Consider the following 15,677-nt stretch of genomic DNA (forward strand, 5'->3'; position numbering starts at 1 on the left):
ACAAAGTCTGAAGCAGATTAAGAAGATTTTTCTTTATTATATAAAAAAACTGAAGAAGCTTAACCGCCTCTCCAGCCATAAAATTTACTTTCCAGATAAAAGCAATCCGATTTGAGCGATAACCGCACTTCCTAAATATGTGCCGATAAAAACAAAAATCGCAACGATCGCTACCTTCCAGGATGTTTTCCGTAAATCCATTAAACTATCCGCTACCGAAAGACCCGCAAAGGCCAAAATTGGTGTAGTGATTGATAAAAAATCAACTCCTGCAATTGCTTGAACAAAAAAGTCAGAAAGCAGACAGAAAAATAATGATGTCAGTGATACCCAGCCAAGAATCGGAAAATCAGCTAAAACCTTGATGTTTGTTTTCTTCACTAACGTTGAAATAAATACACCGATCATTGAAAAGGCCCATAACACTACTAACCCTTGAATTGTGTTAAAGGTAATCGGTGTCGATTCAGGATTTTTAAGCAGCTTGATTCCTTGCGTGAACAAGATCAATGAAATGCTCAGTAATAAAACCAGCGAGATTTTGATATATTCATTAGACTGTTTCTTTTCCACGGCGTGATCCTCCTGTCAGTAAGTTATACATAAAGCGTTGTAATGGAACGGCAATAAAGACCATCGTATAGGTTCCTAAAAAGCTGGTCAGCAACTGACTCGCTGCCGCATAAGCAGCAATCGTCGTTTCATTTTCAGGCATTAAGGCAATCAACGATGAAGAAGCGGCAGTCATCATGCTGGCAGAACCAACACCGGAGCTCATCGCCAATGCTCGATAGTCAAAACCTAAACCAGCCATGATCGGTGCAAAAATACTGAAGAAGATTGATCCGAATAAAGTCCCGATTAAGTAAAGTGACAGCACACCGCGACCTTCCGCGGAATCCAACGTGTATTTCTCAGAAATATACGCCAGCTCTCCTTCGCGACCCAATCCTAGCGTTGCACCGATCGCTTCACGACGCAAGCCCAGCATAAGTGCTACCGGCAAACCAATAATTACCGTACCAACATTTCCCAACTCTTGGAACAAAAATACCCAGCCGACCGTCAAAATCTCTTTTAACCTTGGAGCTACATCCGCCCCGTAACGAGCCATCAAAGGCAGCATGATATACAATAAGTATTTAGCAGAAAATTGAATATTGCTCTTTGAATAAATTTTTGCGATAAGTCCTTTACGAATCATCGGCAACCCAAATAGCATTGCCAATAAAACAGAAAATACTAATGGTAAAACCGTGATCGTCGTATTTCCTAATGAAATAAATTGCATCCCGATTAACTCCGCGATCGTCACCACTGCAACAACAAAACCAACTAACCAAACCAACTGCTTTTTCATACATTCCCTCCAATTGAATCAATCAATTCTTTATATTCCTTAAATGAACGACGATAAAATTTCGTCTCGTCTAAATTACCAGACATCTCTTTTAAAACTTCTACTAAAAACTCAGGAAAAGTCTCTAAGACAAATTCCGGATCGATCATTTTGAAGTCATCTCCATGTATCGTTCCCTCAAAACCACCATAACTGATTTGGATACATGGCATCATAAATGCTAAATCACCAATATCGCCAGCAGCTGCAATTCCACCGCGATCATCAATAATATCTGGAATTTTGTCAAATTTTGTAAAAGTTCGCTCCACAAAGCTATTCAAATATCGATCTTGAACAAATGGCAAATAACCCATTTCTGTTTCAATCGATACTTCACCTTCTAAAGCATAAGCACTCCCTTGTGCTGCGTGATCCAATTTACGTGCGACCTCCGGCATGTACTCTAATGTCTTGCAGCGCAAATCGGTTCCCACAGTGATATGATTCGGTATCACGTTTGTCGACATGTCACTGTCCATCACGATCGGATTCACGCGAATCGACTCCGTATCCTTAAATTGCTGACGGCTCAAGCCAATCGCTGTATTGAACAAAGTCGATATGCTGTAGGCATTGATACCTGAAAATGGATCGAAACCTGCATGAACTGCTTTTCCAGAAAAATGGTAACGTTTATATAAAAAACCTGCCAAATCACAATTGACTTCGATTGTGGGCCGTTCAAATACTTCGCCGATAGCATGGACACAAACACCAAAGTCCACATCGTCAAATATTCCTAACGACATCGCTTCTGGCTTGCCGCCTAAAAATTGAATCTTGCCCTCTGCTCGAAGCTCCTTGCGAAAATCCAGATCCAAATATTCTTCCGCAGGTATAAAGATAAAACACAGATTAAAATCTAACTCTTTGTATGACTGTGTTTTAACAAAATGATCATACAAGGATAAGGCAATAGCTACTTGGGTAAAATGACCACAGTTGTGGGCTGCCCCTGTTTCAGCATCTGCTTGAAAATGAGTGGGCGCATATACAGCGTCAAGCTCTGCGATAAAAGCCATTGTCTTTTTCTTATCTGTAGATAAAAATGTCTTAATTCCAGTTTCAGAAAATTTAGAAAATTCAATCTGGGGATCGATACGTTTCAATTCTCCGATCACCTTCTCTGATGTACGATGTTCCTTATAGCCTAATTCTGGATGTAAAAATAAATCTTCAGTAAATGCCTTCAAATGATGATAATAATCAGCGAACGTCGTCATTTGACTCCCCCTTATATTTGTAGTAAAAGCTGAAATAGGTGAAAAATCATTTCATAAAGGAAGACCTAAAAAAACAATAATCCAAAATTTCAGATATGTCTCATAGTCTTTTATGCCCTTGCTCTTCGAATAAAGCATGAAATAGAATTCATCAACTTTTTCTATAATATCGTTTTAAAAAGAAAGAATCAAGCATATTTTCGCAAAAACGCGAACTATTTCCGCATACACACCTAATAACGTTTGCGAATACTACAAATTTAATTCTGATCAAATGATACCAAATCAAATAACAGACTCGATCATTTTTATTTTAAAACTATGATTAAAAATAGAAAACAATAAATCACTATGTTGTTTATTGAAATAGATTTTCATTTGAAAATTAAAAATCACTTAAGTATTACAATAAATGTTCCCATTATAAATAAAAAAACCCAGTACAGAAATAATTCTGTGCTGGGAAAGAGAAATCTATTTTTGATATCTTGCTGAAATTTCCGCAATCAACTCATCATCTTGTAAATCGGTGATTTGCTGGATCACTTCTGCCGCTGATTTTTCTTTTAAGTATCCTTGCAGTTCGACACTTTGTTCATCGTTTGGATCATCGTATTTCAAAACCATCGCGACTACATCTGCTAAATTCGTATAATCTAATCCACGATCCTTCAGTTCACGAATTGGACGGATAAAGCGTTCATCAAAACCTAACTTACGAATTGGCGTCCGCGCAACACGACTGATGCTATCTGAAATATATTTATTTTCGAAACGGCTGACGATTTTGTCGATATAAGCCAGATGCTTCGCTTGATCAAAATTCCATTTATTGATCAAAAGGCTGCCGGTTTCACCAAGAACGGCACGAAGTTTTTCTAACACGCGTTCATCAGCGATTGCTTCATCGATGGTTTTGTAACCTTCATAAGCCCCTGTGTATGCAACTGTCGCATGGCCAGTATTAACAGAAAACAGTTTTCGTTCGATATATGGTTCTAAATCTTCTACGTACTCTACGTCTTCGAGACGCAGCTCTTTATTTTTGCTTTGCGTTGCATCGATCACCCATTCGCTGAAAGGTTCAACGGAAACGAACAGTGGATCTTCATGATGCTGGATCGGTACAATACGATCGACTGCTGCATTGGGGAATCCGATGTATTGTTCCACATACGCCTTATCTTCATCAGATAAGAAGCCTTGAACTTTTTCAAATAAGAATTGGCTGCCGCCGATCATATTTTCGCACGCCACTACATCCAATGGAGCTGTGTTGCCTTCAGTACGGCGTTTTTGAATTCCTTTGGCAATCAATTCCGCAATAAATGGTAAGATATTTGGACCGATCGCTGTCGTCACGATATCCGCCTTGCTGACTGAATCAATTACCGCTTCCGGATTTGTTTGATTGTTAAGTCCATCCACGTTTGAAACATGGATTTCTTGTTGACTTTCATCCGCTAACTGAATTCTATATTCGTTCCGTTCATTCAAAGCATTGATGATCGTTTCATTGATATCGACAAAATCGATTGAAAAACCATTTTTTGCTAAAATTTCTCCGATAAATCCACGGCCTATGTTTCCTGCACCAAAGTGTGTTGCTTGCATCCTATTCTACCTCCTGAAGATAGCCAATGACTTCTTCTTTTGTTTTTGCATCTGCTAGTTTAACGACATTTTCAACATCCGAACAAAAGATCGCGATTTTTTGTAGGATATCTAAATGCTCGTTCTCGATCCCAGCGATTCCAAATAGTACCATCGCCACATCTTCCGTATCATCTTTCCCAAAGTGAACGCCCGTTGGGACTTGAATCACTGAAATACCACTTTTTTTCACATAGCGTTTCGCTTCATCGGTTCCATGAGGGATCGCGATAAAGTTTCCCATGTAAACGGAAACCAACTCATTTCTTTCGATCATGGCATCGATATAGCCTTCTTCCACACAACCGGCATCTACTAGCAGCTGTCCGCTCGCGCGAATTGCCTCTTCCTTGTTTGCATATTCCTGATCTAACAAAATCATTTCTGGCTGTAATTCCATTTTAATTCCCCCCGATTTTTTTATGCTATCGCTAATTTTCTCGAATCTCTTTGACAAACAACGAACTCAACAATTGATAAATGATCTCTTTGTTGCCAAATTTGTAGATTTCAGTATTCAGATCACTTTCGATCACTGAGCTGCTGATTTTTCCTAGCAGACTTTGCTGACTTTCCGGCATTGGATCAGGAGCTAAAAGCAACAGTACTCGCGTTAATTCAATGCTTTTCTTGTCCATTCCTTGAATCAAAAATTTTTGGTCTAAGTCATAAATGGTAAATAATGGTTCTTTGACATGTACATCCGCGCAATGGAACAAGGCAAAGTTCGTATTCGGAACACCGATTGGTGCGACTAAGTAACGTCTGATTACTTTATTCGTCACGATCTTTGCATCAGAAACGATCGTACCCTGCAACTGATCAATGATTTCTTCTAGTGTCAGCTCAATCGTTTCTTGCGCTTGGACCTGCTTCACATCAAAGTTCTGCAGCAAATTATTGGCGATCCGCATCGTCTCATAGATCTCATCAAAGGCTTCGCTGGGCTCTTGTTCCGGCTCATCGATTATTTCGTTGACCTTCTCAGGATGCAGCGTTTGAATATATTCTTTGATTTCCTTGATCTCATCATCTAATAAAAGCGGCGAAATCACCTTGTAGGGTAAGTTGAACCCCGGTAAAAAGACCGTCGCTAAAATCAAATCATAACTTTTATAGTCCAATTGATTCATCTCAGAAATCTTCGCGACCTGCACTTTTTCAATCTCATTCAAATACTTATGAATCCGACTTTCCAAAATCCGCGCCGTACCGATCCCGCTGGAACACAACACTAAAGCCGATAACGCCCGACTGCTTGGGTGGCGTTCCAATGATGTCGCGAAATGAATCACCACATAGCCTAATTCATCGGCCGTGAATTGATGATCTGGAAAAACAACCGCCAATTCTTCGATAATCGCTGCCGTTAAATCCTGATATTTATCACGAATTTTTTGCAGCAGCGGATTATTTGCTCCTTGAATAACCGTTAGATTCCGCTTCAAAGCTGCAGACATATGAGCGGACAAGTCATTAAAGAGCTGTTCATCCTTACGAAAATCGATCCCCATTCTTTCTGAAACTAAGCGAATCAATTCTTTGATCTTATAGGAAAGCTCCACATCAAAACTATCAATAAAGATATTTTGCGGCTTCTTATAATTCACACCTTCCAGCTGAAAAGCAAAGAAGCGAACTTCCTGCGGCGGAATCGATTTTTTGATGGTTGTGGCAACTTTGATCATAATTTGACTGGCGATCTGCATGCTTTCAGGTTTGGCTTTGTTTTCCTGCTCGACCTCTACAAAACGATCCTGCGCCATTCGATCAATCGACAAAGCCAGCAAAATCAAGACACGCTGCAATTGATTGTCGGTAACTTGCTCGAAGGCTTGTTGAGAAACCTGTTCAAAGATCGTCCGTGCCAGCCGCAAACTTGAACGACTTAATAAATTCAAAAAGAAGTTATCCGTAGTTGTCTTCTCATCATCCAATGAATCAATGAACTGGAAGAAGTCAAATTCACTCACACCGTTATAAATCAAATTACTTAATAATTGCCGACGCTGTTTTTCCCGCCCAGCAATACGAATGCCTCGACCTTTCAATCGCTGCAGCTCTAACCGATAATCGATTAAGCTTTTTTCGATCGTCGCCAAGTCCGAAGTAATCGTCGCCGGACTAACTTTAAAATCAATCGCCAAGCCTTCGATTGTCTCTTCCTCATCCATCAACAGCAAGGAACAAACAATCGCGCTTTGACGCTGAACGTTATCCGTAAACAGCTCCGCCTGTTTTTCGCCTAATTGCTGCTGCAGACGTTCCAGATTTAAAGTTTCCCCCACGATCCGATAACCTTCGCCGCGAGGTTTAATAATCTGGATATCCTGCGACTTGATCGTTTTTTCAATACTTGAAATTTCGCGATAGACTGTCCGTTTGCTGACCTGTAAAATATCTTGCAATTCCTCCGGCGTGATGCCGTTAGGATAATCTAATAAAAGGGAAAGTATCTTTTTTTCGCGAATCGAAAAATACACAATATCTCCTCCAATAATTTCAAAAGGGTAAAAGCAGTGAGAATCCCCACTGCTTTAAGAGTAATACGATTCTGTATAAAAGACTACTTATTTCCTTAAATTTTGAATGACTTTGTCATATTTTTCCGAAGCAACCAAGTCGGACAATGGCACATGTGTGGCACTTGGCGCTTGTTGTTCTGCTTTGACCGTTTCGTCATTGTTGGTAATGACCAAAGCGCTTGTTTCATCTTTCAACGAACTGATTGGTTCAACCGTTACCGGATAAGTCAAATTATTATCTTTCAATAGTTTTTTCAAGATCGTTGCACCCATATTAGCTGAGCCCTTCACTTGGTCGAATCCAAAGATAATGTGATCGATTTTCGAATAATCGGCTACGCCTTCTACCACATCATCAGTCAGCGGCTTTTTTTCGCTGTCACCAGAAGCAGGTTCAGCAGATAGACGATCGACGATTTCATCATAGCGTGGTGAATTCATGAAGTTTTCTACCTGAACGAAGGTTGCACTTGGCGCTTTTTGTGAAGCGCGCTCATGCAATTCTTCTTGGGTTACGATCAACGCATTTGGATCGTCACTCAAGTTATTAATCGCCGAGTTTGAAACTGGTAATGATAAGCCAGCTTTTTTCACTTTATCACGTAATACAGAAGCACCCATCGCACTTGATCCCATACCAGCATCACAAGCAAAGATGATCTTGTTGATGTTGCCGAACATTTCTTGGTTTTCAGCTGTCATTGCATTTTGACCTTTACTTTGTGCTTTCGCATCTGCCATTGCTGCTTGATTTGCTGCTAAATCATCTTCTTCACTGTTGTCTGACTTAATAATAATCATTGCAACCAAGAATGACACAACACAACCAACGATGATCCCGGCTAGGTTAGCTAAGATAGCGTCTGGCGGAGTCATAGCCATGATCGCGATGATCGAACCTGGAGAAGCGGCTGCTCGTAAACCTGCACCTAACAATTGGAATGTAAATGTTCCGGCAACCCCGCCTGCCATAACAGCTAGGAATAAAAGAGGTTTCATCATTACATATGGGAAGTAAATTTCATGGATCCCACCTAAGAACTGGATAATGATCGCACCTGGTGCAGAAGATTTCGCCGCACCTTTACCAAACAAGGTGAAGGCTAATAGGATTCCTAATCCTGGTCCAGGGTTAGACTCTAGCAAGAATAGAACTGATTTTCCAGCTTCTGCTGCTTGCTCAATTCCAAGCGGTGTCAAAATCCCGTGATTGATTGCATTGTTTAAGAACAAAATTTTTGCCGGTTCAATAAAGATATTTGCTAATGGCAATAAATGCATGTTGATAATTGATTCAACGCCTGCGGCCATCAAATTCGTTAATGACTCAACAACTGGTCCAATCGCATAAAATCCTAACACTGCAAGAGCAAAACCAATCAACCCAGATGAGAAGTTATTGACTAACATTTCAAATCCGGCTTTGATCTTCGTTTGGAAAGCGTCATCAAATTTCTTGATACACCATCCTCCCAAAGGACCCATCATCATGGCCCCGATAAACATTGGCACATCCGATCCTACGATAACACCCATCGCAGCGATTGCCCCGACTACTGCACCACGTTGTCCATGCACCATGCTACCACCTGTATAAGCGATTAATAATGGCAATAAGTAAGAAAGCATCGGTCCGACTAATGTGGCAAGTGCTTCATTTGGAACATATCCATCCGGGATAAACAGAGCAGTGATAACACCCCAAGCGATAAAGCCTCCAATATTTGGCATAACCATCCCTGACAGATGACTTCCGAGACGCTGGACTTTTGCCTTAAGTCCACCCTTTTGTCCAGTAGCTTCCATTTTCTTTTTCCTCCTTCAGAAATAATCTAAAATGATTTCGTTTACATATTTATCATATATCCTGTGGTATCCGCTTTCAATGAAATGTAGATAGAGCTTTGGCACAGAAGTTTGTGCCAAGATTATGAACTCTTCTTTTAATTGTGCTTTGCTAAAAATCAGAAAAGGATTTTGGCTTTATTTCCTGAACAGCGAAAGTCAAAATCACAAAAAAGGCAAGTCCATTTAGACCTGCCTTTAATCACTGCTATTCAATTATCTTTTGAAGATATTTACAATTCCTCGTTTTAAAACATCAACGAAACTTAATGAACGGACCATATGACTTGGATCAACATATTCACGAATCGCACGCAGGGCTTCTTTCGGTTGTTTTGAAGAAAATGAATACGTTCCATTTTTCTTCGTTTGAATTGCATACCGCGGAATTTTTTTCCCCTTGAACATGACAGAAGCAATCACATAATCCACTTCTTCCCAAGGTATTTGAATAAAATTGCTCGCGTCACGATCATTATAAAATTCAAAACCTTTGTCACCAATCATAATCTTGCCATAATCTGTTAAGCCTTGATAAGAAGTCGCATTCACGACTAAATCGACCTTAGTGTTGAGTGATTGAACCATTTGATCTACTCCATTTCTTTCCATCAATTGCTATGAGTAATTCTACTATACCTATTTTATGTAAAAAATGCTCGGGAATCAACCCGAGCATTAAAGCCAATAATTACATCAAACCGATTAAGTGGAAAACAATACCAACCACGAATAATCCAAGAATGACAACGATTGGAGAAACTTTTTTCTTAAGCAACCACATACATAATAATGTAAGCAATAATCCAGAAAGACCAGGAATCAATGAATCCAAGTTATCTTGTAGTGTCGTAACTTTCGTGCTGTCTAGTGAAAGTCCACTTGCTTGTTGTTGTAAAGCTTCTTTTATACCTTGTGCTCCTGAAGATAATTTGTCCCACTCAATGTAAGCACCTTTATCTAGTTTTACTTCAGATACAGTTGGAGCCCAGCTAATTGATACCCAACGGTTAACCAAAGAACCTAGAATGAACATACCTAAAATTGAAGCACCTTTAGTAATGTCTTGTAAAAGACCGCCAGATAAGTCATCTGTGATACGAGAACCAGCTTTGTAGCCGAATTCTTGAGTGTACCACATGAACGCCATACGAATAATGTTCCATGCAACAAAGTAAATGATTGGTCCAAGAATGTTACCGCTGATTGCTAAAGAAGCAGCCAACGCACCTAAGATAGGTTTAACTGTGAACCAGAATACCGGATCCCCGATACCTGCCAAAGGACCCATCATACCAACTTTAACCCCTTGAATAGTTACATCATCAACTGGAGCTCCATTAGCACGTTCTTCTTCCAGTGCTAACGTTACACCGATGATTGGTGAAGCAACATATGGGTGAGTATTGAAGAATTCTAAGTGACGCGTTAATGCTGCGGCACGATCTTCTTTTGTTTTATATAATCTTTTGATCGCTGGGATCATTGAGAATGCCCAACCACCATTTTGCATACGTTCGTAGTTCCAAGACCCTTGAATGAAGGTTGAACGCATCCAAACAGAAATACGATCTTTTTTAGTTAATTTAACTTGTTCTGCCATTTTCGTGTTCTCCTCCTTCTTAGTAGTTATCGATGATATCGCCTAATGGGTCACCAGTATTTGAATTGCCACCGTTACCTGAACCGCCACCTTGTTTAGATAGAGCCAAGTAAATTAAAGCAAGAGCCACACCGATAGCACCAAGACCGATAAGAGTGATTTCAGAAATTGTCGCTAACACAAAACCGATTGCGAAGAATGGCCAAACTTCACGTGTAGCCATCATGTTGATGACCATTGCATAACCAACGGCAACAACCATACCACCACCGATAGCTAAGCCGTCTGTTAACCAAACTGGCATAGATTCTAACAAGCCGCGTACTGGACCTTCACCAACAGCTAAGATTAATGCTGCAGGAATAGCAATACGAACACCTTGCATTGCGATAGCAATTACGTGCCATAATTCAACCATACGAATGTTTCCGTCTTTAGCAGCAGCATCCATTAAATGTACAAATGCAGTTGCGATAGTACGACAAATGATTGTTAATAGCAAACCAGCTACAGCTAGAGGAACAGCGATTGCGATAGCTGAAGATACTCCAGCACGACCTTGTCCACCTAATACTAAAATAATTGCTGATGCGATAGATGCCAAAGCAGCATCCGGCGCTACGGCTGCACCGATATTTGCCCAACCTAAAGCGATCATTTGTAATGTACCGCCTAAGATTACACAAGGTACTAAGTTACCTGTTACCAAGCCGATTAACGTACATGCAATAACTGGTTGATGGAAATGGAATTCATCCAAGATACCTTCCATACCAGCTAAGAATGCTACGATAACGACTAAAATCATTTGAACAATATTTAATTCCATGATTATTAATCCTCCGTTTTCTTCTGATAATTTGGACTACTTTTGTTTGTTCAGCTCTTCTTGAGCTTTCTTAAGGATTTCATCCATATTTCCTTTTGAATCACTTGGTACTTTACGTACATCAAAAGTGATACCTTTAGCTTTTAACTTATTGAATGTATCAATATCGTCTTGGCTGAATGCTAACACTTTGTTTGGCTGTACTTTACCAGGTGAGTGAGCCATTGATCCAACGTTGATCTCTTTCAAGTCTACGCCGCCTTCAACTGCTCTAAGTGCGTCCTGAGGGTTTTCAAAAAGAAGTAATGCTTTTTGTCCGCCAAAATGTTTATCGTCTTTTGCAAGTTCGATCATTTTGTCAACTGGTACCACATGGGCTTTAACGCCTGGAGGAGCAGCTTGTTGGATCAAACTCTTACGAAGATCGTCTTTTGCCACATCATCAGAAACAACAATAATACGAGTTGGTCCAGTTGTTTTTGTCCAAACAGTTGCAACTTGTCCATGTAATAACCGAGAATCAACACGTGCCAAAACATATGAGAATTTGCCAGGTGCTCCAGCAGTTGCCGTTTGAGCAGCAGCCGCAGCAGGAGCTGCTTCAGCAGGTTCAAGTTCTTCAGGTCGAACTCTAACCCCTTCTTTAGCCGTACCCAAAATGTGTGCAGCAATTTCATGCGCAGTTTCCATTGAGAAACGTGAAGCATAAGCTTCGATCAACATTGGTAAGTTCATACCAGCAACGATTGCCCACTTGTCTTTGTGTTCTTCAAACAAGCTGTTTGCTTGGTTGAAAGGAGTTCCACCCCAAAGATCGACTAAGAACAATACTTCGTCTTGGTTTTCGAAAGAGGCGATTGCTTCTTTCATTTTTGCCTTAACGTCATCAGGTCCTTCACTCGGCATCAAAGTAACAGCTTTGACATTTTCTTGTTCTCCAAAGATCATCGCTCCGGATTGCAAGATACCATTAGCGAATTCGCCATGACTAGCAATGATAATTCCTACCATCTTCATACCTCCTATTAGTATTGTTACAGCTCAAAAATATAAATAAGTTCTAAAAACCTGTAACCAAAATTAATTTACTGCAGCATCTTTTCTTTTTTGATCAATTGGATCAAGTCAGTCTTCCTGTCTGTCGGTACTTGACGAATTTCTAACTCAACGCCCGAATTTGCCAAACTCACAAAGCACTGAACATCGTCTTCATCCATAGAAATAAAGTTAGTAATCATTTTCTTGCCTTCACTAAATCGCATACCGCCAATATTGACCGATTTCAGATCAACACCTGATTGTACGACCTCCACTACATCTTGCGGTGAAGCAAACAGCAACATGACCTTCATTCCATCAAACAATTGATCTCGATACACTTCAACCAATTTCTTTTTTGTGACGACATTGGACTTGATTCCTGGTGGCGCGGCTTGTTTTAGGAGGAACTTACGCAACTCATCATTCGCAACCTCATCACTAACCACTAAGATCCGCTCGATCCCTGTTGCCTTAGACCAAACAGTCGCTACCTGACCATGAATCAAACGATCATCGATACGAGTGAGTCGAATATCCATTACCATCCCACCACCTCCTGTTACGACAAGGCTTAGATGCCAAAAGACTTGTGCTACATTATTTGAGTACAGTAACACACAGGTACTCACTTATAATAAAGCAAGTACCGTGCCAAGATACACTAGCAAGAAATTCTTTATTTATAGCATTCGTGGCAATACACAAAAAAGGATACAGTAGACTGTATCCTTTTTTGTGTATTATTTATACTCTAATTTCTTCGTTATTCTTAAGCAATTGATAAATATAATAGCGCTCGGAGGTTGGAATCGTAATTCGTAGCTGGCTTTCTAGTTCATTCAACCCGCGATTCATGACAACATTATCAGTTACTCCCTGATAAATGCGTTTTGATTCTTCATCGATTTTTAACGGCTGTTGTAATATTCCTCGTTCGATCGTTCCTGCCATATGCATTACAAAGTTCACCATCAACGCATAATCAGATGAGTCGCCATCGCTGTTGATCATTGTTTGAGCTAAGCGCCATAAGGGTTCAATCAATTTATTAGGATTAATGAAGGTAAAGCTTTCTTCCATAAAATTGATACACAACTCGCGTGCCTTATTCGCATCTAAAACAACTTCTTCTTGCTCAGACAAATCATTTTCCAGTAAAAGCTCATCTAGAATCTGATCTGCTTTTTGATTGATAAATTTCTCCATTGGAATATATGGAGCACCTATCTTAGGATCCATGATTCCAGTCGTTGCCAAAATCTTGAATTCTTCTTTAAATGCTGGAACTTTGGTTTTGATATCTACAATAGCTAAAGTTAAAACTTCAATGTGTTTCAGATTACGCTGCTGCAATGGCCGCTCGATGATTTCCTTCAATCGTTGAGCTGTCCCTTCGCCAGAAGCACAGATTGCTAGAATTGCTTGTTTCTCTTGAGGTTCACTCTTTTCCTGCATCACACGACCATAGCCGCGGAAACCTTGCAATGATTCGTATAGTTCATCAACACCTGATCCCAAAACACTCGATTTACGAGCTGCTTCGATCAACAGAGGCGTCGTTACCATATCCAGAGTGCAGACTTCGATTCCTGTATCTTTTTCAATCTCTTCATTAAAAGTAGCTAATGATCCCATGTCTACCATGATCAAGACACCGCTGCCTTCATCAATCTGCGTTACAGCTTCGCGCATTTTTTCATAGGCGACCCGCGGATGCATATCTAAAGGCATATCGACAGCAATAATATTTGTTACATCTAACAACTCACGAACGACTTGCGCCATCGAAGTCGCGGTGCTGTTTCCATGAGCAGCTACCACCACACCGATTTTACCGGCTGACTGATCTTCTCGCAGGGAAACCAGTAAAACTGTTAAATAATAGTCTTCACTATCGGGAATCACTACTTGAAACTCTTTTTCCACCAAACGCCGAATTTCACGTGCCACCGCAAACTCTGTCGGATAATCTTTTGCCATTTCGCGAATATTCGCATTGGTCTCACGCGTTTCTCCCACATGAATTTTTTTCAAGAAGGAAGAAATATGAAGACTCATAGCATAAATAAAATTTTGCTGGAAATGCGTTTCTAAACGTTCACTAACTAAAGCGGCAATTTTGTTACTTATCTCAATGACATGCTTATCAACAAATTCGGTCAGGCGGGTCTCTGTATCAAAGGTAAAACCATGATCCTTATAAAATGATTTCAAATGAACATTAATATCAGTAGAAATAAAATGGTTGATGGTTTCTTGATCCAAGCCTTCTGTTTTTAACAAAGCAGCTTTGTCGCCGATAATATCATATAGGTTATACGGCAGTTCATAAGTATCCGTTTTAATCAATTCATCAATTTCATTAGGCGTAACGACCATTTCTGGTTCGAGATACGGCGAAATATCTGTCGACTTGATCCGATCAGCTGAAAGCTGAACTAAACCGGCTTTGATTCCTTCTGTCAGATCGTTCAATGTAATAGGGATTTCTTCTTGCATCATATGATTCATGAATCCACGTGCGCAAATCAACTGAACATTAGACTTTAGCTGTCCTACGTTTCCATAAGAGACACTGCCTAACAAGGATCTTACAACATCTTCAGTCAAAGTAATTTTGCGCTGAATCCGGTTGGCCTCCATCGCTACCATTACACGAACTAAATCAATCTGCTCAGCTGCAGGTCTGCTGCTAAAGGCAGGCATTTGAATATTGATCGGAATACGGCGCACAAAGGTATCAAGTAGTGCTGAATGAGGGTCTTCGGTGGTCGCCCCTACAATCCGCACGTTGGCAAAACGATTTTTTCCAGATTCTCCCAGACGACTGTAGGTTCCATGATCCATGAAATAAAAGATCATTTCTTGTCCTTCAGGCGGTAAGCGATGAATTTCATCTAAAAACAGCATGCCGCCATCAGCTTGTTGGATCAAACCATCTTTTTCCGTATCCGCACCGGTAAAGGCACCTTTCTCATAACCAAATAAATGACTCATCAATAATTCTGGGTTGTTCGCATAATCGGCACAGTTGAAAACGACCAGCTCACGATCAGCTTCTACGACACCTTCTGTTTGAGCAAATTGAAACATTGCATGGGCGAAAAAAGTTTTACCAGAACCTGTTGGTCCGGTAATTAAACAGTTCAATCCGCGCGGCGGGTACAAAATGGCAGCTTTTGCCTGTTCCACAGCATTGCGCATACTTCCTGTAGAACCAATAATCTGAGTGAATACATTGCCGGTATTCTGATTTAAGATCTTTTTCTCCGGCGGCTCCATAGCAACTTTTTGGGCTTGAGGGACTTCTCCATCAAACGACGCCTCTACTGACTGGGTCGAAACAAAATAACGAACAGGTCTTCCTTCACTTTTACTTAGCTGACCTTCTTTAACAAGGAGATTCAAATCTTTACTGGCATTTGTCCGTTGAATATCCAATGAATCCGCTACATCTTTCGTCGTTACATTTGCATTTTCCGAAACAAAGCGATAAATACGGTCAATTCGTCGTTCCATTCAGTCACCTTCTTCATTAGTGTATTCTATATTATCA

At 40.3% G+C, this 15,677-nt stretch carries 13 protein-coding genes; all 13 read right to left on the reverse strand.

Annotated features, from left to right (window positions below):
* Window positions 1–84: 84 nt before the first annotated feature.
* The gene (locus A5875_RS08590; protein WP_088933204.1) at window positions 85–573 is read right to left on the reverse strand and encodes a hypothetical protein; all 489 of its coding nucleotides are present in this window, start codon (window positions 571–573) and stop codon (window positions 85–87) included.
* Window positions 554–1,360 carry a DUF3100 domain-containing protein gene (locus A5875_RS08595; RefSeq protein WP_088933205.1) on the reverse strand — a complete coding sequence of 269 codons (807 nt, stop codon included), beginning with the start codon at window positions 1,358–1,360 and terminating at the stop codon, window positions 554–556. Before A5875_RS08595 ends, A5875_RS08590 begins: the two co-directional genes overlap by 20 nt.
* Entirely contained in the window at window positions 1,357–2,625 is a 1,269-nt protein-coding gene (locus A5875_RS08600; RefSeq protein ID WP_088933206.1) for a M20/M25/M40 family metallo-hydrolase, read from the reverse strand. Before A5875_RS08600 ends, A5875_RS08595 begins: the two co-directional genes overlap by 4 nt.
* Window positions 2,626–3,099: 474 nt before the next feature.
* On the reverse strand, window positions 3,100–4,239 hold the full coding sequence (locus A5875_RS08605) for a mannitol-1-phosphate 5-dehydrogenase (protein ID WP_088933207.1): 1,140 nt from the start codon (window positions 4,237–4,239) through the stop codon (window positions 3,100–3,102).
* Window position 4,240: 1 nt separating this feature from the next.
* Window positions 4,241–4,678: a PTS sugar transporter subunit IIA gene (locus A5875_RS08610; RefSeq protein WP_088933208.1), complete on the reverse strand. Its 438-nt coding sequence runs from the start codon at window positions 4,676–4,678 to the stop codon at window positions 4,241–4,243.
* Between the two features lie 31 nt (window positions 4,679–4,709).
* Window positions 4,710–6,761, reverse strand: a complete 2,052-nt coding sequence (locus A5875_RS08615) for a BglG family transcription antiterminator (RefSeq protein WP_088933209.1) — start codon at window positions 6,759–6,761, stop codon at window positions 4,710–4,712.
* Window positions 6,762–6,848: 87 nt separating this feature from the next.
* On the reverse strand, window positions 6,849–8,609 hold the full coding sequence (locus A5875_RS08620) for a PTS mannitol transporter subunit IICBA (RefSeq protein WP_088933210.1): 1,761 nt from the start codon (window positions 8,607–8,609) through the stop codon (window positions 6,849–6,851).
* Between the two features lie 255 nt (window positions 8,610–8,864).
* Entirely contained in the window at window positions 8,865–9,236 is a 372-nt protein-coding gene (locus tag A5875_RS08625; RefSeq protein ID WP_088933211.1) for a DUF956 family protein, read from the reverse strand.
* Window positions 9,237–9,339: 103 nt separating this feature from the next.
* Window positions 9,340–10,251 (reverse strand): PTS system mannose/fructose/sorbose family transporter subunit IID, encoded by a 912-nt coding sequence (locus A5875_RS08630; RefSeq protein WP_088933212.1) that lies wholly within the window; start codon window positions 10,249–10,251, stop codon window positions 9,340–9,342.
* 19 nt (window positions 10,252–10,270) lie between these two features.
* Window positions 10,271–11,080 carry a PTS mannose/fructose/sorbose transporter subunit IIC gene (locus A5875_RS08635; RefSeq protein ID WP_088933213.1) on the reverse strand — a complete coding sequence of 270 codons (810 nt, stop codon included), beginning with the start codon at window positions 11,078–11,080 and terminating at the stop codon, window positions 10,271–10,273.
* A gap of 36 nt (window positions 11,081–11,116) precedes the next feature.
* Window positions 11,117–12,091, reverse strand: a complete 975-nt coding sequence (locus A5875_RS08640; protein WP_088933214.1) for a mannose/fructose/sorbose PTS transporter subunit IIA — start codon at window positions 12,089–12,091, stop codon at window positions 11,117–11,119.
* Window positions 12,092–12,165: 74 nt separating this feature from the next.
* Window positions 12,166–12,666 (reverse strand): PTS system mannose/fructose/N-acetylgalactosamine-transporter subunit IIB, encoded by a 501-nt coding sequence (locus tag A5875_RS08645; RefSeq protein ID WP_088933215.1) that lies wholly within the window; start codon window positions 12,664–12,666, stop codon window positions 12,166–12,168.
* A gap of 199 nt (window positions 12,667–12,865) precedes the next feature.
* The gene (locus A5875_RS08650) at window positions 12,866–15,640 is read right to left on the reverse strand and encodes a sigma-54-dependent transcriptional regulator (RefSeq protein WP_088933216.1); all 2,775 of its coding nucleotides are present in this window, start codon (window positions 15,638–15,640) and stop codon (window positions 12,866–12,868) included.
* Between the last annotated feature and the right edge of the window lie 37 nt (window positions 15,641–15,677).

The sequence above is a fragment of the Enterococcus sp. 3H8_DIV0648 genome (assembly GCF_002140655.1).
GTDB lineage: Bacteria > Bacillota > Bacilli > Lactobacillales > Enterococcaceae > Enterococcus_A > Enterococcus_A hulanensis.